This window comes from Pseudomonas libanensis, from assembly GCF_001439685.1.
Taxonomy (GTDB): domain Bacteria; phylum Pseudomonadota; class Gammaproteobacteria; order Pseudomonadales; family Pseudomonadaceae; genus Aquipseudomonas; species Aquipseudomonas libanensis.
Genome location: NZ_JYLH01000016.1, coordinates 108,762 through 127,431, shown reverse-complemented (window position 1 = coordinate 127,431; position 18,670 = coordinate 108,762). Strand labels below are relative to the sequence as shown.

Below are 18,670 nucleotides of genomic sequence, written 5' to 3'. Positions count from 1 at the left end.
GTCTTGGGCAACCGGATCGATGCGCGTGAAGGAGGCGCGGTGCACCCTATAACAACAGTTTGACGTCGCTCGGCATCCGTCGGGCGCAGCACTTTCGGGGAAGTACTATGAAGATGCGACGACTCTTGGGCGCAGCTGCCACGTTGGTAGTTGCGATGGGCTCCACACTGGCCAGCGCCGACAGCAAGACCCTGAGCCTCGGCTACGTGGACGGTTGGTCCGACAGCGTGGCCACCACCCATGTGGCGGCAGAAGTGATCAGGGAAAAACTTGGCTACGACGTGAAGCTGCAAGCCGTCGCCACCGGGATCATGTGGCAGGGCGTCGCCACCGGCAAACTCGATGCCATGCTCTCCGCCTGGCTACCCGTGACTCACGGCGAATACTGGGCCAAGAACAAAGACAAGGTGGTCGACTACGGCCCCAACTTCAAGGATGCGAAGATCGGCCTGATCGTGCCGGAGTACGTCAAGGCCAAATCCATTGAAGACCTCAAGACCGATACCACCTTCAAGAACAAGATCGTCGGCATCGACGCCGGTTCAGGCGTAATGCTCAAGACCGACGAAGCCATCAAGCAATATGGCCTGGACTACAAGCTGCAAGCCAGCTCAGGCGCGGCGATGATCGCCGAACTGACCCGTGCCGAAGACAAGCAGGACTCCATTGCCGTGACCGGTTGGGTGCCGCACTGGATGTTTGCCAAGTGGAAACTGCGTTTCCTGGACGACCCCAAAGGGATTTATGGTGCTGCTGAAACCGTCAACAGCATCGGCAGCAAGGGCCTGGAGAAGAAGGCACCGGAAGTGGCGGCTTTCCTGAAGAAATTCCAGTGGGCCTCCAAGGATGAGATCGGCGAAGTCATGCTCGCGATCCAGGAAGGCGCCAAGCCTGATGCGGCGGCCAAGGATTGGGTGGCCAAGCACCCTGAGCGCGTAGCTGAATGGACCGCTAAATAAAAGCCACTGATGCACCCTTGTGGGAGGGGGCTTGCTCCCGATAGCGGTATGTCAGTCACAGATTTTTTGACTGGTGCACCGCTATCGGGAGCAAGCCCCCTCCCACACTGGTTTCGTACTGCCTCAAATCTTCCTGCGCTTTGGCCATCCCTCGCTACACTCGATCTACTACTAAGGTCGTCTGGAACCCTTTCCACAGCCGCATACAGTGGATACGTTCCAATAATAAAAAAGCTGTGCTGCGAGGATAAAAACAATGAACGACAGCATTTACCTCTCGATTCAAAACAGCCCGCGTTTCAAGGAGCTGGTCAGGAAAAGGGAAAGGTTCGCCTGGATTCTCTCGGCGATCATGCTAGGGCTTTACTCCGGTTTCATCCTGTTGATCGCCTACGGGCCGCAAGTACTGGGGGCCAAACTCAGCCCCGGTTCATCCATCACCTGGGGCATCCCTATCGGGGTTGGGCTGATTGTCTCGGCCTTCATCCTCACCGGCATCTATGTGCGACGCGCCAACGGCGAATTCGACGACCTGAACAATGCGATTCTCAAGGAGGCTGCGCAATGATCCGTCGTCTATTGGCTGTATTCGGCGCTAGCGTCTTTGCACCCGCCGTTTGGGCGGCAGATGCATTGACCGGTGAAGTGCACAAGCAACCGCTGAATATCGCAGCGATCCTGATGTTCGTGGCCTTTGTCGGCGCGACGTTGTGCATCACCTACTGGGCGTCCAAGCGCAACAAGTCGGCGGCCGACTACTATGCGGCAGGCGGCAAGATCACCGGCTTCCAGAACGGCCTGGCGATTGCCGGCGACTACATGTCGGCGGCGTCCTTCCTGGGTATTTCCGCGCTGGTGTTTACCTCTGGCTACGACGGCCTGATCTACTCGATCGGCTTCCTGGTGGGCTGGCCGATCATTTTGTTCCTGATCGCCGAGCGCCTGCGTAACCTGGGCAAATACACCTTTGCCGACGTGGCGTCCTATCGCCTCGGGCAAACCCAGATCCGCAGTCTGTCGGCCTGTGGCTCCCTGGTGGTGGTGGCGTTCTACCTGATCGCGCAGATGGTCGGTGCGGGCAAGCTGATCCAGCTGCTGTTCGGCCTGGACTATCACGTGGCGGTGATCCTGGTCGGCATCCTGATGTGCCTGTACGTGTTGTTTGGCGGCATGCTGGCGACCACCTGGGTGCAGATTATCAAGGCAGTGCTGTTGCTGTCCGGTGCCTCGTTCATGGCGCTGATGGTGATGAAGCACGTCAACTTCGATTTCAACATGCTGTTCTCCGAGGCGATCAAGGTTCACCCTAAAGGTGAAGCGATCATGAGCCCGGGCGGCCTGGTGAAAGACCCGATCTCGGCATTCTCCCTGGGGCTGGCCCTGATGTTCGGTACCGCCGGCCTGCCCCACATCCTGATGCGTTTCTTCACCGTGAGCGACGCCAAGGAAGCGCGTAAGAGCGTGCTGTACGCTACGGGCTTCATCGGCTATTTCTATATCCTGACCTTTATCATCGGCTTCGGCGCGATCCTGCTGGTCAGCACCAATCCGGCGTTCAAGGATGCGGCAGGCGCCTTGCTCGGCGGTAACAACATGGCGGCGGTGCACCTGGCTAACGCGGTGGGTGGCAGCATCTTCCTGGGCTTCATCTCGGCCGTGGCCTTCGCCACCATCCTCGCGGTGGTTGCCGGCTTGACCCTGGCCGGTGCCTCGGCGGTATCCCATGACCTGTACGCCAGCGTGATCAAGAAAGGCAAGGCCAACGAGAAAGATGAGATTCGCGTGTCGAAGATCACCACCATCGCCCTGGCGGTGCTGGCTATCGGCCTGGGTATCCTGTTCGAAAGCCAGAACATTGCGTTCATGGTCGGCCTGGCGTTCTCGATTGCCGCCAGCTGTAACTTCCCGGTGCTGCTGCTTTCCATGTACTGGAAAAACCTCACCACCCGTGGCGCCATGATCGGTGGCTGGTTGGGCTTGATCAGTGCCGTGGGCCTGATGATCCTCGGCCCGACCATCTGGGTCTCGATCCTGCACCATGAAAAAGCCATCTTCCCGTACGAGTACCCGGCGCTGTTCTCGATGATCATTGCGTTCATCGGCATCTGGTTCTTCTCCATCACCGACAAGTCGGCGGCGGCAGAGAAAGAGCGTGCGCTGTACTTCCCGCAGTTTGTGCGTTCGCAGACTGGCCTGGGGGCGAGTGGGGCGGTTAATCACTAAGTCGTAAGCTGCATAAGAGATACCCCGGTCGCAAGGCCGGGGTATTTTTTTGCCTGGGCTGGCCTCATCGCGGCATGGGTATCTACACAACTTTGGCGTGGCCCTGAACCTGTGGCGAGGGAGCTTGCTCCCGATGGGGGCCTGACAGCCGACCAGGATGTTGGATCAGACCGAGTACATATCCGTTGCTGCGGTAACGGCCACTTAGGGTTACGCCCTTACGGCGTGTCACTTTTGTAAAGGCACAAAAGTAACCAAAAGGCCTTCGCCCCAACACTCGGCACCTCGCTTAGGCTCGGTGTGCCCGAACGCAGGCTTGAATCCGTGGGCCGCCGCCACGCGCCATCCATGGCGCGGGGCGGCTAACCCGGCGTCCTGCCGGGTTACCCACGGCTTCAAGCCTGCGTTCGGCCAGCGTGTTTGACGGGGCGCCAGAGATCAAGATCAAGATCAAAAGCCACAGCCACAGCCACAGCAACAGCAACAGCGCAAGAGCAAGCAGTTGTGTAGATACCTATGCTCATCGCGGGCAAGCCCGGCTCCCACACTGGCCGTGTCCTCCTGTTGGAATGCGCTCTAATGTGGGAGCTGGCTTGCCTGCGATGGCGGTAGATCAGGCCACACAAACAAAAACGGCCTCCACTGAGGGAGGCCGTTCTCATGACAAACAAGCAGTTAAGTGCTTACTTGCGATCTTCCAGCTTGGTAATGTCACGCGACTCGTAGCCGGTGTACAGCTGGCGCGGGCGGCCAATCTTGTACGGGCTGGAGAGCATTTCCTTCCAATGGGAGATCCAGCCCACAGTCCGCGCCAGGGCGAAGATCACGGTGAACATGCTGGTTGGAATGCCGATCGCCTTGAGGATGATCCCCGAGTAGAAGTCGACGTTCGGGTACAGCGAGCGTTCGATGAAGTACGGGTCGGTCAGGGCGATCTCTTCCAGGCGCATGGCCAGTTCGAGTTGCGGATCGTTCTTGATGCCCAGTTCTTTCAACACTTCGTCGCAGGTCTGCTTCATCACGGTGGCACGTGGGTCGCGGTTCTTGTAGACCCGGTGACCGAAGCCCATCAACTTGAACGGGTCGTTCTTGTCCTTGGCCTTGGCAATGAACTTGTCGATGTTGGAGACATCGCCGATTTCATCGAGCATGGTCAACACGGCTTCGTTCGCACCGCCGTGGGCAGGGCCCCACAGTGCGGCGATGCCGGCGGCGATACAGGCGAACGGGTTGGCACCCGAAGAGCCGGCCAGGCGTACGGTGGAGGTGGAGGCGTTCTGCTCGTGGTCGGCATGGAGGATGAAGATACGGTCCATGGCCTTGGCCAGCACAGGGCTGATCGGTTTGATCTCGCACGGGGTGTTGAACATCATGTGCAGGAAGTTTTCCGCGTACGTCAGGTCGTTGCGCGGGTACATCATGGGCTGGCCCATGGAGTACTTGTAAACCATTGCGGCCAGGGTCGGCATCTTGGCAACCAGGCGGATCGCGGAAATTTCGCGATGCTGCGGGTTATTGATGTCCAGGGAGTCGTGATAGAAGGCCGACAGGGCGCCGACCACGCCGCACATGACGGCCATCGGGTGGGCGTCGCGACGGAAGCCGTTGAAGAAGGTCTTCAACTGCTCGTGAACCATGGTGTGGTTCTTCACAGTGCTGACGAACTGGGCTTTCTGCTCGGCTGTTGGCAATTCGCCATTTAACAGCAGGTAGCAGGTTTCCAGGTAGTCCGATTGTTCAGCCAGTTGCTCGATCGGGTAACCGCGATGAAGCAGAATGCCATTGTCACCATCGATATAGGTGATCTTCGACTCGCAGGACGCGGTCGACATGAAGCCTGGGTCGAAAGTAAAACGGCCCGTGGCCGTCAGGCCCCGTACGTCGATAACATCGGGACCAACGGTGCCGGTTAAAATGGGCAGCTCGACGGGGGCTGCGCCCTCGATGATCAACTGCGCTTTTTTGTCAGCCATGTGGCCTCCTATTTATGCTTCAAATCATCAGACAGACCCCCCACGCAGGGCCCGCACCACTATATTGATATAAATCCAGATGTCAATTTGCCTAAAGTCTTGCGCCAGAAGGCTTTAACCGTACTTTTTCGTCGAAAATGACTGCCATTTACGCCTTTTATCCCGTCAGCGCAATCAGCTATTAGGGTGAGGTGTGCGCGTTGTCATTAGTAACCTAACTGTCTATACTCGGCCACCGACCGCCAAGGGCTTTTGGGCTTGCTTTCATTGGGGGTCGCACTCCCTGGGTGGTGCTTACCTGACCAGTCGCACTCCCCAACAACTTTGCCCTGATTGTTAGGGGCTCTTCAGTGTGAAAAAAAGCCGTGAATAGCCAACGACCTGTAAACCTAGACCTAAGGACCATCAAACTCCCCATCACCGGCGTTACGTCGTTCCTGCACCGTGTTTCCGGCATCATCCTGTTCCTGGGCTTGGGCATCATGCTTTATGCATTGAGCAAATCCCTGGGTTCCGAGGAAGGATACGCCGAGGTGAAGGCATGCTTGACCAGCCCGCTGGCCAAGTTCGTAGCATGGGGTCTCTTGTCCTCTCTGCTGTATCACCTGGTAGCCGGTGTGCGCCACTTGATCATGGACATGGGCATCGGTGAGACGCTGGAAGGCGGCCGCCTGGGCTCGAAAATCATCATCGCCATTTCCGTGGTGCTGATCGTTCTGGCAGGAGTTTGGATATGGTAACCAGCGTTACGAATCTGTCGCGTTCGGGCCTCTATGACTGGATGGCACAGCGTGTGTCTGCGGTCGTTCTCGCGGCTTATTTCATTTTCCTGATCGGATACCTCGTCGCAAACCCGGGTATTGGCTATGAGCAATGGCATGGCCTGTTTTCCCATAATGCGATGCGAATCTTCAGTCTGCTGGCACTTGTAGCCCTGGGCGCCCACGCCTGGGTTGGCATGTGGACCATCGCGACTGACTACCTGACGCCGATGGCGCTGGGCAAGTCCGCGACTGCAGTACGTTTCCTCTTCCAGGCAGTATGCGGCGTCGCGATGTTCGCTTACTTCGTCTGGGGTGTGCAGATTCTTTGGGGTATCTGATTCATGGCTAACATTCCAACTATTTCATTCGACGCCATCATCATTGGTGGCGGCGGTGCGGGCATGCGCGCTGCGCTGCAGCTGGCCCAGGGTGGTCACAAGACTGCCGTGATCACCAAGGTGTTCCCAACGCGCTCCCACACCGTATCGGCCCAGGGTGGCATCACCTGCGCCATCGCGTCCGCCGACCCGAACGATGACTGGCGCTGGCACATGTACGATACCGTCAAGGGTTCCGACTACATCGGTGACCAGGACGCTATCGAATACATGTGTCAGGAAGGCCCGGCCGCGGTGTTCGAGCTGGACCACATGGGTCTGCCGTTCTCCCGTACCGAGCAAGGTCGTATCTATCAGCGTCCATTCGGCGGCCAGTCGAAGGACTACGGTAAAGGTGGCCAGGCTGCCCGTACCTGCGCCGCGTCCGACCGTACCGGTCACGCGCTGCTGCACACCCTTTATCAGGGCAACCTGAAAGCCGGTACCACGTTCCTGAACGAGTACTACGCGGTTGACTTGGTCAAGAACGCACAAGGCGAGTTCGTCGGTGTGATCGCTATCTGCATCGAAACCGGTGAAACCACCTACATCCGCGCCAAGGCTACTGTTCTGGCGACCGGCGGTGCAGGCCGTATCTACGCGTCTACCACCAATGCCCTGATCAACACCGGTGACGGCGTCGGCATGGCACTGCGTGCCGGTGTACCGGTACAAGACATCGAAATGTGGCAGTTCCACCCGACCGGCATCGCCGGCGCCGGTGTGCTGGTAACCGAAGGTTGCCGTGGTGAAGGTGGCTACCTGATCAACAAGCATGGCGAGCGTTTCATGGAGCGTTATGCTCCGAACGCCAAAGACTTGGCTGGCCGTGACGTTGTGGCCCGTTCGATGGTTAAAGAGATCATCGCCGGTAACGGCTGTGGCCCGAATGGCGACCACGTACTGCTCAAACTCGATCACCTCGGTGAGGAAGTGCTGCACAGCCGCCTGCCAGGTATCTGCGAGCTGTCCAAGACCTTTGCCCACGTTGACCCGGTGGTTGCTCCGGTGCCGGTTGTTCCGACTTGCCACTACATGATGGGCGGCGTGCCGACCAACATTCACGGCCAGGCAATCACCCAGAACGCCGAAGGCGTGGACGAGATCATCCATGGTCTGTTCGCGGTAGGCGAAGTGGCTTGCGTATCGGTCCACGGTGCCAACCGCCTGGGTGGCAACTCGCTGCTCGACCTGGTGGTATTCGGTCGCGCTGCCGGCCTGCACCTGGAAAAGGCCCTGACCGACGGCATCGAATACGATGACGCGACAGACGCCAACATCGAGGCCGCCCTGGCGCGCCTGAATGCTCTGAACGAGCGTACCGATGGCGAAGACGTGGCAACCCTGCGTCGCGAACTGCAAAACTGCATGCAGAACTACTTCGGTGTGTTCCGTACCGGCGAATACATGCAGAAGGGCATTGCCCAGTTGGCCGATCTGCGCAAGCGTATCGCCAACGTCAAGATCAACGATAAGAGCCAGGCGTTCAACACCGCTCGTATCGAAGCCCTTGAGCTGCAAAACCTGCTGGAAGTGGCTGAAGCGACGGCGATCGCCGCCGAGGTTCGTAAAGAATCCCGTGGCGCCCACGCCCGTGAAGACTTTGAAGATCGCGATGACGAAAACTGGTTGTGCCACACCCTGTACTTCCCGGGTGACAAGCGCGTGACCAAGCGTGCCGTGAACTTCTCGCCGAAGACGGTTCCGACGTTTGAACCGAAGATTCGGACTTACTAAGGGTGGCTGCCATGTTGAAAGTCAGTGTTTATCGCTACAACCCTGATCAGGACGCCGCGCCGTTCATGCAGGAATTTTCGGTCGATACCGGTGGTAAAGACCTGATGGTGCTGGACGTGCTGGCCCTGATCAAGGAGCAGGACGAGGGTTTCTCCTATCGTCGCTCTTGCCGTGAAGGTGTCTGCGGCTCCGACGGCATGAACATCAATGGCAAGAACGGCCTGGCGTGCATCACGCCGCTGTCCGCTGTTGTCAAAGGTAACAAGCTGATCGTTCGTCCTCTGCCAGGTTTGCCGGTTATCCGTGACCTGGTCGTCGATATGAGCATCTTCTACAAGCAATACGAGAAAGTTAAGCCGTTCCTGCAGAACGACACGCCGGCTCCGGCCATCGAACGTCTGCAGTCCCCGGAAGAGCGTGAAAAGCTCGATGGCTTGTACGAGTGCATCCTGTGCGCTTGCTGCTCGACTTCGTGCCCATCCTTCTGGTGGAACCCGGACAAGTTCCTGGGCCCTGCTGCCCTGCTGCAAGCGTACCGCTTCCTGGCAGACAGCCGTGATACCAAGACGTCCGAGCGCCTGGCTTCGCTGGATGACCCGTTCAGCGTATTCCGCTGCCGCGGGATCATGAACTGCGTCAACGTATGTCCCAAGGGCCTGAACCCGACTAAGGCCATTGGTCACATCCGTAACATGCTGCTGCAGAGCGGCGTGTAACTGACGTTGTAGTAATAGCAGGACCGTTGTGCCCGTAAATGCTGCGGCGCAGGCTTCAACCGGCGCCGTAGTTTTAACTTGAGCAGCGACTTACAAAGCCGCGGCTCTTATTTTGAAGAAATGAGACAAGCAGGGGCATTCGGGTTGGTACCCGAACTATCAGCGTGATCCTAAGTGGCTTGTTTTGGTCGCTGCACTTGGCCTTTTGCAAGCAGACTCGGTGTTTTCGCCGGTGGTGTCCCCAAATCGAGGGTGACCAAGCATGCAAGAAAGCGTGATGCAGCGCATGTGGAACAGCGGCTATCTTTCAGGTGGTAACGCTGCCTATGTGGAAGAGCTTTATGAGCTCTACCTGCACGACCCTAACGCTGTGCCAGAAGAATGGCGCACCAAATTTCAGACGTTGTCTTCAGACGGCAACGCTGCCACCGATGTATCGCACGCAACAATTCGCGATCAGTTCGTGCTGCTGGCAAAGAACCAGCGCCGCGCCCAGCCGGTTTCCGCCGGCAGCGTGAGCAGCGAGCATGAGAAGAAGCAAGTTGAAGTACTGCGACTGATCCAGGCCTACCGTATGCGTGGCCACCAGGCAGCCCAGCTTGACCCGCTGGGGCTGTGGCAGCGTCCTGCACCTGCAGACCTGTCGATCAATCATTACGGCTTGACCAATGCCGATCTTGATACGACCTTCCGTGCCGGCGACCTGTTCATCGGCAAAGAGGAAGCGAGCCTACGCGAAATTCACGAAGCGTTGCAGCAGACATATTGCCGCACCATCGGCGCTGAATTTACGCACATCACCGATTCCGAGCAGCGCCACTGGTTCCAGCACCGCCTGGAAGGCGTGCGTGGCCGCCCGGTATTGTCCGCCGATGTGCGCAGCCATTTGCTGGAGCGCGTGACTGCAGCCGAAGGCCTGGAGAAATACCTGGGCACCAAATACCCAGGCACCAAGCGTTTCGGCCTGGAAGGCGGCGAAAGCCTGATTCCGATGCTCGACGAACTGATCCAGCGTTCCGGCTCCTACGGCACCAAGGAAGTCGTGATCGGCATGGCTCACCGTGGTCGCCTGAACGTGTTGGTCAACACTTTCGGCAAGAACCCGCGTGAGCTGTTCGACGAGTTCGAAGGCAAGAAGAAGGTCGAGCTGGGTTCCGGTGACGTTAAGTACCACCAGGGCTTCTCGTCCAACGTGATGACCACCGGCGGTGAAGTTCACCTGGCCATGGCGTTTAACCCGTCCCACCTGGAAATCGTTTCGCCAGTGGTCGAGGGTTCGGTACGTGCTCGCCAGGATCGTCGTAACGATGCCACCGGTGAGAAGGTCCTGCCGATTTCCATCCACGGTGACGCGGCATTCGCCGGTCAAGGCGTGGTCCTGGAAACGTTCCAGATGTCGCAGACTCGCGGCTTCAAGACCGGCGGTACCGTTCACATCGTCATCAACAACCAGGTCGGCTTCACCATCAGCAACCCGTTGGATGCGCGCTCCACCGAGTACGCCACCGACGTTGCCAAGATGATCCAGGCGCCGATCCTGCACGTGAACGGCGATGATCCGGAAGCCGTGCTGTTCGTGACCCAACTGGCCGTCGACTACCGCATGCAGTTCAAGCGTGATGTGGTGATCGACCTGGTTTGCTACCGCCGTCGCGGTCACAACGAAGCGGACGAGCCAAGCGGCACCCAGCCATTGATGTACCAGCAGATCACCAAGCAGCGCACCACCCGTGAGCTGTACGCTGAAAGCCTGACCAAGGCCGGCGTGGTTGACGATGCGCGTGTTCAGGCGAAAGTCGACGAATACCGCAACGCCCTGGACAATGGCCTGCATGTAGTAAAAAGCCTGGTCAAGGAGCCGAACAAAGAGCTGTTCGTTGACTGGCGCCCATACCTGGGTCACACCTGGACTGCGCGTCACGATACGTCCTTCGACCTGAAGACCTTGCAGGAACTGTCCGCCAAGCTGCTGGAAATTCCCGAAGGCTTCGTCGTACAGCGCCAGGTTGCGAAGATCTACGAAGACCGTCAGAAGATGCAAGCCGGCGGCCTGCCGATCAACTGGGGTTACGCTGAAACCATGGCGTACGCGACCCTGGCGTTCGAAGGTCACCCGATCCGCATGACCGGCCAGGACATCGGCCGTGGTACGTTCTCGCACCGTCACGCGGTTCTGCACAACCAGAAAGACGCTTCCACCTACATTCCGTTGCAACACCTGTACGAAGGCCAGCCACGTTTCGACCTGTACGATTCGTTCCTGTCCGAAGAAGCCGTGCTGGCGTTCGAATACGGCTACTCGACCACCACGCCTAACGCGTTGGTGATCTGGGAAGCTCAGTTCGGCGATTTTGCCAACGGTGCCCAGGTGGTAATCGACCAGTTCATCACCAGCGGCGAGCACAAGTGGGGCCGTCTGTGCGGTTTGACCATGCTGCTGCCACACGGTTATGAAGGTCAGGGTCCGGAGCACTCCTCGGCCCGTCTGGAGCGTTACCTGCAGCTGTGTGCCGAGCACAACATCCAGGTGTGCGTGCCGACCACCCCGGCGCAGATCTACCATTTGCTGCGTCGCCAGGTGATCCGCCCGCTGCGCAAGCCGCTGGTCGTACTCACGCCGAAATCGCTGTTGCGCCACAAACTGGCCGTCTCGACCCTGGAAGACCTGGCCGAAGGTTCGTTCCAGACCGTGATTCCAGAGATCGACACACTGGACGCCGCCAAGGTCACTCGCCTGATCCTGTGCAGCGGCAAGGTCTACTACGATCTGCTGGAAAAACGCCGTGCCGAAGGCCGCGAAGACATTGCTATCGTGCGTATCGAGCAGCTTTATCCGTTCCCGGAAGATGACCTCATGGAGATCATCGCGCCTTACACCAACCTCACGAACGTGGTGTGGTGTCAGGAAGAACCGATGAACCAGGGCGCCTGGTACAGCAGCCAGCATCATCTGCGTCGCAGCATCGGCAACCACAACAAGGCCCTGGGCCTGGAGTACGCCGGTCGTGATGCTTCTGCTGCACCTGCCTGTGGTTATGCGTCGATGCACGCCGAGCAGCAGGAAAAACTGCTGCAAGATGCTTTCACTGTTTAACGCCTTCGCGCTGACTGAAACCGAATTTTAAGGACCTACAGATAATGGCTATCGAAATCAAAGCCCCGTCATTCCCGGAATCGGTTGCCGATGGCACCGTTGCCACCTGGCACAAGAAACCAGGCGACGCCGTCAAGCGTGACGAGCTGATCGTTGACATCGAGACTGACAAAGTCGTACTCGAAGTGTTGGCTGAAGCTGACGGCGTACTGGGCGCAATCGCTGATGGTGCCAATGAGGGCGACACCGTACTGTCCAACCAACTGCTGGGCTCGATCGAAGAGGGTGGCGCTGCCGCCGCGCCGGCCGCTGCTGCTCCGGCTGCTGCGCCTGCCGCTTCGGCGCCTGCCGCCGCACCGGCTGCCGGTGGCGAAGATCCAATCGCTGCACCGGCTGCACGTCAACTGGCTGATGAAAACGGCATCAACCTGGCGTCCATCAAGGGCACCGGCAAAGACGGCCGCGTGACCAAGGAAGACGTGGTTGCTGCCGTTGAAGCCAAGAAAAACGCCCCGGCTGCCGCACCTGCCAAGGCTGCTGCTCCGGCTGCCGCTGCTCCAGTGTTCGCTGCCGGCGACCGCACCGAGAAGCGTGTCCCGATGACCCGTGTACGTGCCACCGTGGCCAAGCGCCTGGTTGAAGCCCAGTCGAACATGGCGATGCTGACCACTTTCAACGAAGTCGACATGACTGAAGTCATGGCCCTGCGTTCGAAGTACAAGGATCTGTTCGAGAAGTCCCACAACGGCGTGCGCCTGGGCTTCATGTCGTTCTTCGTTAAAGCGGCCACCGAAGCACTCAAGCGCTTCCCGGCTGTCAACGCTTCCATCGACGGCAGCGATATCGTCTACCACGGCTATGCAGACATCGGCGTTGCCGTGTCCAGCGACCGTGGCCTGGTGGTTCCGGTACTGCGTAACGCCGAGCTGATGAGCCTGGCTGAAATCGAAGGCGGCATCGCCGGCTTCGGCAAGAAAGCCCGTGATGGCAAGCTGACCATCGACGAGATGACCGGTGGTACCTTCACCATCACCAACGGTGGTACCTTCGGTTCGATGATGTCGACGCCGATCGTCAACCCACCGCAAGCCGCGATCCTGGGCATGCACAACATTATCCAGCGTCCGATGGCCATCAATGGCCAGGTCGTGATCCGCCCAATGATGTACCTGGCACTGTCTTACGATCACCGTCTGATCGACGGTAAAGAAGCCGTGACGTTCCTGGTGACCATCAAGAACCTGCTGGAAGACCCGGCTCGCCTGCTCCTGGACATCTGATAGAAGCAGCCGCAAGTTGCGAGCTACAAGCTGTAGGAAAAAGCAGCTTGGCTTGCGGCTTGTGGCTAAAAGCTTGTCGCAAATAGAGGATCTATTTTCATGACACAGAAATTTGACGTTGTAGTGATTGGTGCAGGCCCTGGCGGCTATGTTGCCGCCATCAAGGCCGCGCAACTGGGCCTCTCGACTGCCTGCATCGAAAAATACACCGACAAGGAAGGCAAGCTGGCGCTGGGCGGCACCTGCCTGAACGTTGGCTGCATTCCTTCCAAGGCGCTGCTGGACAGCTCCTGGAAATTCCACGAAGCCCAAGACGGCTTCGCGATCCACGGCATCAACCATGCTGGCGTGACCATGGACGTGCCAGCGATGGTCGGCCGTAAAGCCAACATCGTCAAAGGCCTGACTTCCGGCGTTGCCACCTTGTTCAAGGCCAACGGCGTTACTTCGATTCAAGGCCACGGCAAGTTGCTGGCCGGCAAGAAAGTTGAAGTCACCAAGCCAGACGGTTCGGTTGAAGTCATCGAAGCCGAAAACGTGATCCTGGCGCCAGGTTCGCGTCCAATCGACATTCCGCCTGCTCCTGTTGATAACAACGTGATCGTTGATTCGACTGGCGCCCTGGAATTCCAAGCCGTACCTAAGCGCCTGGGCGTGATCGGCGCCGGCGTGATCGGCCTGGAGCTGGGTTCGGTATGGTCGCGCCTGGGTGCTCAAGTCACCGTGCTGGAAGCCCTGGACACGTTCCTGCTGGCGGCCGACACTGCCGTCTCCAAGGAAGCGCTGAAAACCCTGACCAAACAAGGTCTGGACATCAAGCTCGGCGCCCGTGTTACCGGTTCCAAGGTCAACGGCGAAGAAGTCGTAGTGACCTACACCGATAAAGACGGCGAGCAGACCATCACCTTCGACAAGCTGATCGTAGCCGTTGGTCGCCGTCCGGTGACCAATGACCTGCTGGCTTCCGACAGCGGCGTGAACATCGACGAGCGTGGTTTTATCCACGTTGACGATCATTGCGCTACCACCGTGCCTGGCGTCTATGCCATTGGCGACGTGGTTCGTGGCATGATGCTGGCCCACAAGGCTTCCGAAGAGGGCATCATGGTCGTCGAGCGCATCAAGGGTCACAAGACCCAGATGAACTATGACCTGATCCCATCGGTTATCTACACCCACCCGGAAATTGCATGGGTCGGCAAGAACGAACAGCAGTTGAAAGCTGAAGGCGTTGAAGTTAACGTCGGCACCTTCCCGTTTGCCGCTTCTGGCCGTGCCATGGCAGCCAACGACACCGGTGGTTTTGTCAAAGTCATCGCTGATGCCAAGACTGACCGCGTATTGGGCGTCCACGTGATTGGCCCAAGCGCTGCAGAACTGGTTCAGCAAGGCGCGATCGGCATGGAATTCGGCACCAGTGCCGAGGATCTGGGCATGATGGTCTTCTCCCATCCGACCCTGTCCGAAGCGCTGCACGAAGCCGCGTTGGCAGTGAATGGCGGAGCCATCCACATCGCCAACAAGAAGAAGCGTTAAGCGAGATAATAAGAAACCACGGCGGAGTTGCCCGTCGTGAGCCTTGCGCGCAAGACTCACCGCGGAATATCCGCTGGACGCAGCCTTGCGCAGCTTTACGGGCCTTGAGCCTCGCAAGTTGCGCAAGCAGCAGTCACAGGTGGCGCGGCACTCATAATGAGCGCAGCGCCGAATGCGCAGTACCTAACGAAGACGGTAAAAAGCATGAATCTTCACGAGTATCAGGGTAAGCAGCTGTTCGCTGAATACGGCCTGCCAGTTTCCAAGGGCTACGCAGTAGACACCCCGGAAGCAGCAGCAGAAGCTTGCGACAAAATCGGCGGCAGTGAGTGGGTGGTCAAAGCCCAGGTCCACGCCGGTGGTCGCGGTAAAGCGGGCGGCGTCAAGCTGGTTCGCAGCAAAGAAGACGCCAAGGCCTTCGCACAGCAGTGGCTGGGCAAGCGTCTGGTGACTTACCAGACTGATGCCAATGGCCAGCCAGTCACCAAGATCCTGGTTGAATCGTGCACTGATATCGCTAAAGAGCTGTACCTGGGCGCTGTCGTTGACCGTTCGAGCCGTCGCATCGTATTCATGGCTTCCACCGAAGGTGGCGTGGACATCGAGAAGATCGCTCACGAAACCCCAGAAAAAATTCTGAAGGCCACTATCGATCCACTGGTTGGCGCCCAGCCATTCCAGGGTCGTGAACTGGCTTTCCAGCTGGGTCTGGAAGGCAAGCAAGTTGCCCAGTTCGCCAAGATCTTCGTAGGTCTGGCCAAACTGTTCCAGGATCACGATCTGGCCCTGCTGGAAGTGAACCCGCTGGTGATCAAGGCTGACGGCGATCTGCATTGCCTCGACGCCAAGATCAACATCGACGCCAACGCCATGTACCGTCAGCCTAAGCTGAAGACTTTCCACGATCCGTCGCAAGACGATCCGCGCGAAGCGCACGCTGCCAAGTTCGAACTGAACTACGTAGCCCTGGAAGGTAACATCGGTTGCATGGTCAACGGTGCTGGCCTGGCCATGGGTACCATGGACATCGTCAACCTGCATGGCGGCAAGCCAGCCAACTTCCTCGACGTAGGTGGTGGCGCTACCAAAGAGCGCGTTACCGAAGCGTTCAAGATCATCCTGTCCGACTCGAACGTCGCTGCAGTACTGGTCAACATCTTCGGCGGCATCGTTCGTTGCGACATGATCGCCGAAGGCATCATCGGTGCAGTGAAAGAAGTCGGCGTCAAAATCCCGGTTGTTGTGCGCCTTGAAGGTAACAACGCTGAACTGGGCGCTAAAGTACTGGCAGAAAGCGGTTTGAACATCATCGCGGCTACCAGCCTGACCGACGCTGCTCAACAAGTTGTCAAAGCTGCGGAGGGCAAGTAATGAGCGTCCTGATCAATAAAGACACCAAAGTTATCTGCCAGGGTATTACCGGTTCGCAAGGTAGTTTCCACACCCAGCAAGCCATCGAGTACGGCACCCAGATGGTTGGCGGCGTAACGCCAGGCAAAGGCGGCACCGAGCACCTGGGCCTGCCAGTGTTCAACACCGTGAAAGAAGCTGTAGAAGCCACTGGCGCCACCGCCAGCGTAATCTACGTTCCAGCTCCTTTCTGCAAGGACTCGATCCTGGAAGCGGCATTCGGCGGCATCAAGCTGATCGTCTGCATCACCGAAGGCATTCCTACCCTGGACATGCTGGACGCTAAAGTTAAATGCGACGAGCTGGGCGTAGTCCTGATCGGCCCTAACTGCCCAGGTGTGATCACCCCAGGCGAATGCAAGATCGGCATCATGCCAGGTCACATTCACTTGCCAGGTAAAGTCGGTATCGTTTCCCGTTCCGGCACCCTGACCTACGAAGCTGTGAAGCAGACCACTGACGCCGGTTTCGGTCAGTCGACTTGCGTCGGCATCGGCGGTGACCCGATCCCAGGCTCGAACTTCATCGATATCCTGAAGCTGTTCCAGGAAGACCCGAAGACCGAAGCGATCGTCATGATCGGTGAGATCGGCGGTTCGGCTGAAGAAGAAGCGGCTGCCTACATCAAGGCACACGTGACCAAGCCGGTTGTTTCCTACATCGCTGGTGTGACTGCTCCTGCGGGCAAGCGCATGGGCCATGCTGGCGCAATCATCTCTGGCGGCAAAGGCACTGCAGACGAGAAATTCGCTGCTCTGCAAGACGCAGGGGTTAAAACCGTGCGTTCGCTGGCAGACATCGGCAAGGCCCTGGCCGAGCTGACTGGTTGGGCTGTCAAGTAAGCCTCGCGCTTAGCTGACGCTTCACCACACAAAGGCCACCTTCGGGTGGCCTTTGTGCATTCCGGGTATAGCCAGATTGGAGAATGTGCTCGGTTCAATGTGGGAGCTGGCTTGCCTGCGATGCAGACAACTGGGTGCATCAGCCAAACCGAGTCGATGCCATCGCAGGCAAGCCAGCTCCCACAGGGTTCCGTATTGCCCAATTAAGTATGAAAACGCGACATTTGAATGTCGCTTATCGGACAGTGCGCCCCGCAACAGTGCGTTTGTCAGCCTAATTCTGTACCCTAGCCGCCTCTTTATGCGTCCGCATCCCAAAAGGAAGCTGCGCGCTGGTACGGTCAGCCCCCATCAGGGCCGGCAGCATTTCCCTCATCCATAGGGAAGCCCTCTCTAAATTCCGATTCAGTAGTGTGGTATTTCCTCAAATGAAAGTGTTGAAAAGCCAGGATATCCTGGCGTTGGGCTTTATGACATTTGCCCTGTTCGTGGGCGCCGGCAACATCATCTTCCCGCCTATCGTCGGCTTGCAGTCCGGACCCCATGTCTGGATGGCGGCGCTGGGCTTCTTGATCACCGCGGTCGGTTTGCCGGTGGTCACTGTAATTGCCCTGGCCAAGGTCGGTGGTGGCATGGATGCGCTGAGCAGCCCGATCGGCAAGATCGCCGGTGGCCTCCTGGCGGCGGCGGCGTACCTGGCGGTAGGGCCGCTGTTCGCGACCCCGCGTACTGCGACGGTGTCATTTGAAGTGGGCCTTGCGCCGTTGACCGGTGAAAGTCCGTTGGCGCTGTTCCTCTACAGCTCGGTGTACTTCCTGGTGGTGTTCTTCGTCTCGCTGTATCCAGGCCGGTTGCTGGACACCGTAGGTCGTTTCCTCGCACCGCTGAAGATCATTGCCCTGGCCATCCTCGGTATCGCCGCGTTTGCCTTGCCGGCCGGTGAAGTAGGGGTTGCCACCACGGAATACGTCGCCGCGCCATTCTCCCAAGGTTTTATCAATGGCTACCTGACCATGGATACCCTGGGCGCCCTGGTGTTCGGCATCGTGATCGTCAACGCGATCCGCTCCCGGGGTGTCGAGTCGCCCAAGCTGATCACCCGCTACGCGATCATTGCCGGGCTGATTGCCGGCGTGGGCCTGGCACTGGTGTACGTCAGCCTGTTCCGCCTGGGCTCGGGCAGCCATGCCGTGGCAGCCGGCGCCAGCAACGGCGCAGCGGTACTGCACGCCTATGTGCAACATACGTTCGGCTCCCTGGGCAGCGGCTTCCTCGCCGTATTGATCTCCCTGGCGTGCCTGGTCACCGCCGTGGGCCTGACCTGCGCCTGCGCCGAATACTTCAGCAAGATCCTGCCGCTGTCCTATAAGACCCTGGTGGTGATCCTGGCGCTGTTCTCGCTGTTCGTGTCCAACCTGGGCCTGACCAAGCTGATCGCCTTCTCGATTCCGGTACTCACCGCCATCTACCCACCGTGCATCGTGTTGGTGGCGCTGAGCTTCTGTAAGGATTTCTGGCAGGAGCAAGGGCGTATTGTCGGACCAGTAATGCTGGTGTCGTTCATCTTTGGCTGCATCGACGCTCTCAAGGGGGCGGGCCTGGCGGATTGGATGCCAGCGCAGTTGACGCATCTGCCGCTGAGCGAGCAGGGCCTGGCGTGGCTGGTGCCGTCGGTGATGACGCTGGTTGTTGCTGTAGTGGTTGATCGCCTTCTGGGCAAGCGTAGCGAAGCGATCGCTTAACGCCTCTGGTCATATGC

General features: G+C 58.5%; 14 protein-coding genes. 13 read left to right on the top strand and 1 reads right to left on the bottom strand.

The annotated features are described in order from the left end of the window. Positions 1–107 precede the first annotated feature (107 nt). The 3 genes from TU73_RS22830 to TU73_RS22820 all read left to right on the top strand — a co-directional run bounded on the left by TU73_RS22830 (position 108) and on the right by TU73_RS22820 (position 3,182). Positions 108–959, top strand: a complete 852-nt coding sequence (locus tag TU73_RS22830) for a glycine betaine ABC transporter substrate-binding protein (protein ID WP_046069092.1) — start codon at positions 108–110, stop codon at positions 957–959. Positions 960–1,215: 256 nt separating this feature from the next. Further along, positions 1,216–1,527 (top strand): DUF485 domain-containing protein, encoded by a 312-nt coding sequence (locus TU73_RS22825; RefSeq protein WP_057014105.1) that lies wholly within the window; start codon positions 1,216–1,218, stop codon positions 1,525–1,527. Next, positions 1,524–3,182, top strand: coding sequence for a cation acetate symporter (locus TU73_RS22820; RefSeq protein WP_057014104.1), 1,659 nt, complete (start codon positions 1,524–1,526; stop codon positions 3,180–3,182). Before TU73_RS22825 ends, TU73_RS22820 begins: the two co-directional genes overlap by 4 nt. 683 nt (positions 3,183–3,865) lie before the next feature. Here the strand turns inward: TU73_RS22820 and gltA are convergent. Then, complete coding sequence (gene gltA / locus TU73_RS22815; protein ID WP_012723087.1) at positions 3,866–5,155, bottom strand: citrate synthase; 1,290 nt, start codon at positions 5,153–5,155, stop codon at positions 3,866–3,868. 365 nt (positions 5,156–5,520) lie between these two features. Here gltA and sdhC point away from each other — a divergent pair, with 365 nt between their 5' ends. The 10 genes from sdhC to brnQ all read left to right on the top strand — a co-directional run bounded on the left by sdhC (position 5,521) and on the right by brnQ (position 18,653). Continuing rightward, positions 5,521–5,895 (top strand): succinate dehydrogenase, cytochrome b556 subunit, encoded by a 375-nt coding sequence (gene sdhC / locus TU73_RS22810; RefSeq protein WP_003190005.1) that lies wholly within the window; start codon positions 5,521–5,523, stop codon positions 5,893–5,895. After that, the gene (sdhD, locus tag TU73_RS22805) at positions 5,889–6,257 is read left to right on the top strand and encodes a succinate dehydrogenase, hydrophobic membrane anchor protein (RefSeq protein WP_003172805.1); all 369 of its coding nucleotides are present in this window, start codon (positions 5,889–5,891) and stop codon (positions 6,255–6,257) included. The genes sdhC and sdhD overlap by 7 nt, the downstream gene beginning before the upstream one ends. A gap of 3 nt (positions 6,258–6,260) precedes the next feature. Beyond that, positions 6,261–8,033 carry a succinate dehydrogenase flavoprotein subunit gene (gene sdhA, locus TU73_RS22800; RefSeq protein WP_057014103.1) on the top strand — a complete coding sequence of 591 codons (1,773 nt, stop codon included), beginning with the start codon at positions 6,261–6,263 and terminating at the stop codon, positions 8,031–8,033. A gap of 11 nt (positions 8,034–8,044) precedes the next feature. After that, complete coding sequence (locus TU73_RS22795; protein ID WP_034118919.1) at positions 8,045–8,749, top strand: succinate dehydrogenase iron-sulfur subunit; 705 nt, start codon at positions 8,045–8,047, stop codon at positions 8,747–8,749. A 262-nt stretch (positions 8,750–9,011) separates the two neighbouring features. Next, positions 9,012–11,843 carry a 2-oxoglutarate dehydrogenase E1 component gene (locus TU73_RS22790; RefSeq protein WP_057014102.1) on the top strand — a complete coding sequence of 944 codons (2,832 nt, stop codon included), beginning with the start codon at positions 9,012–9,014 and terminating at the stop codon, positions 11,841–11,843. A gap of 44 nt (positions 11,844–11,887) precedes the next feature. Beyond that, complete coding sequence (gene odhB / locus TU73_RS22785) at positions 11,888–13,123, top strand: 2-oxoglutarate dehydrogenase complex dihydrolipoyllysine-residue succinyltransferase (protein ID WP_057014101.1); 1,236 nt, start codon at positions 11,888–11,890, stop codon at positions 13,121–13,123. 99 nt (positions 13,124–13,222) lie between these two features. After that, positions 13,223–14,659, top strand: coding sequence for a dihydrolipoyl dehydrogenase (gene lpdA, locus TU73_RS22780; RefSeq protein ID WP_014717733.1), 1,437 nt, complete (start codon positions 13,223–13,225; stop codon positions 14,657–14,659). Between the two features lie 204 nt (positions 14,660–14,863). After that, a complete protein-coding gene (gene sucC, locus TU73_RS22775) occupies positions 14,864–16,030 on the top strand; it encodes an ADP-forming succinate--CoA ligase subunit beta (protein ID WP_003190011.1) in 1,167 nt (388 codons plus the stop codon). Further along, a complete protein-coding gene (sucD, locus tag TU73_RS22770; RefSeq protein ID WP_003190013.1) occupies positions 16,030–16,911 on the top strand; it encodes a succinate--CoA ligase subunit alpha in 882 nt (293 codons plus the stop codon). Before sucC ends, sucD begins: the two co-directional genes overlap by 1 nt. A gap of 428 nt (positions 16,912–17,339) precedes the next feature. Then, entirely contained in the window at positions 17,340–18,653 is a 1,314-nt protein-coding gene (brnQ, locus tag TU73_RS22765) for a branched-chain amino acid transport system II carrier protein (protein WP_057014100.1), read from the top strand. Positions 18,654–18,670 lie beyond the last annotated feature (17 nt).

Excerpts from the sequence above, each read along its gene's own strand:
- TU73_RS22830 (WP_046069092.1), top strand. The coding sequence starts at position 108 with ATGAAGATGCGACGACTCTTGGGCGCAGCTGCCACGTTGGTAGTTGCG.
- TU73_RS22825 (WP_057014105.1), top strand. The coding sequence starts at position 1,216 with ATGAACGACAGCATTTACCTCTCGATTCAAAACAGCCCGCGTTTCAAG.
- TU73_RS22820 (WP_057014104.1), top strand. The coding sequence starts at position 1,524 with ATGATCCGTCGTCTATTGGCTGTATTCGGCGCTAGCGTCTTTGCACCC.
- gltA (WP_012723087.1), bottom strand. The coding sequence starts at position 5,155 with ATGGCTGACAAAAAAGCGCAGTTGATCATCGAGGGCGCAGCCCCCGTC.
- sdhD (WP_003172805.1), top strand. The coding sequence starts at position 5,889 with ATGGTAACCAGCGTTACGAATCTGTCGCGTTCGGGCCTCTATGACTGG.
- sdhA (WP_057014103.1), top strand. The coding sequence starts at position 6,261 with ATGGCTAACATTCCAACTATTTCATTCGACGCCATCATCATTGGTGGC.
- TU73_RS22795 (WP_034118919.1), top strand. The coding sequence starts at position 8,045 with ATGTTGAAAGTCAGTGTTTATCGCTACAACCCTGATCAGGACGCCGCG.
- TU73_RS22790 (WP_057014102.1), top strand. The coding sequence starts at position 9,012 with ATGCAAGAAAGCGTGATGCAGCGCATGTGGAACAGCGGCTATCTTTCA.
- odhB (WP_057014101.1), top strand. The coding sequence starts at position 11,888 with ATGGCTATCGAAATCAAAGCCCCGTCATTCCCGGAATCGGTTGCCGAT.
- lpdA (WP_014717733.1), top strand. The coding sequence starts at position 13,223 with ATGACACAGAAATTTGACGTTGTAGTGATTGGTGCAGGCCCTGGCGGC.
- sucC (WP_003190011.1), top strand. The coding sequence starts at position 14,864 with ATGAATCTTCACGAGTATCAGGGTAAGCAGCTGTTCGCTGAATACGGC.
- sucD (WP_003190013.1), top strand. The coding sequence starts at position 16,030 with ATGAGCGTCCTGATCAATAAAGACACCAAAGTTATCTGCCAGGGTATT.
- brnQ (WP_057014100.1), top strand. The coding sequence starts at position 17,340 with ATGAAAGTGTTGAAAAGCCAGGATATCCTGGCGTTGGGCTTTATGACA.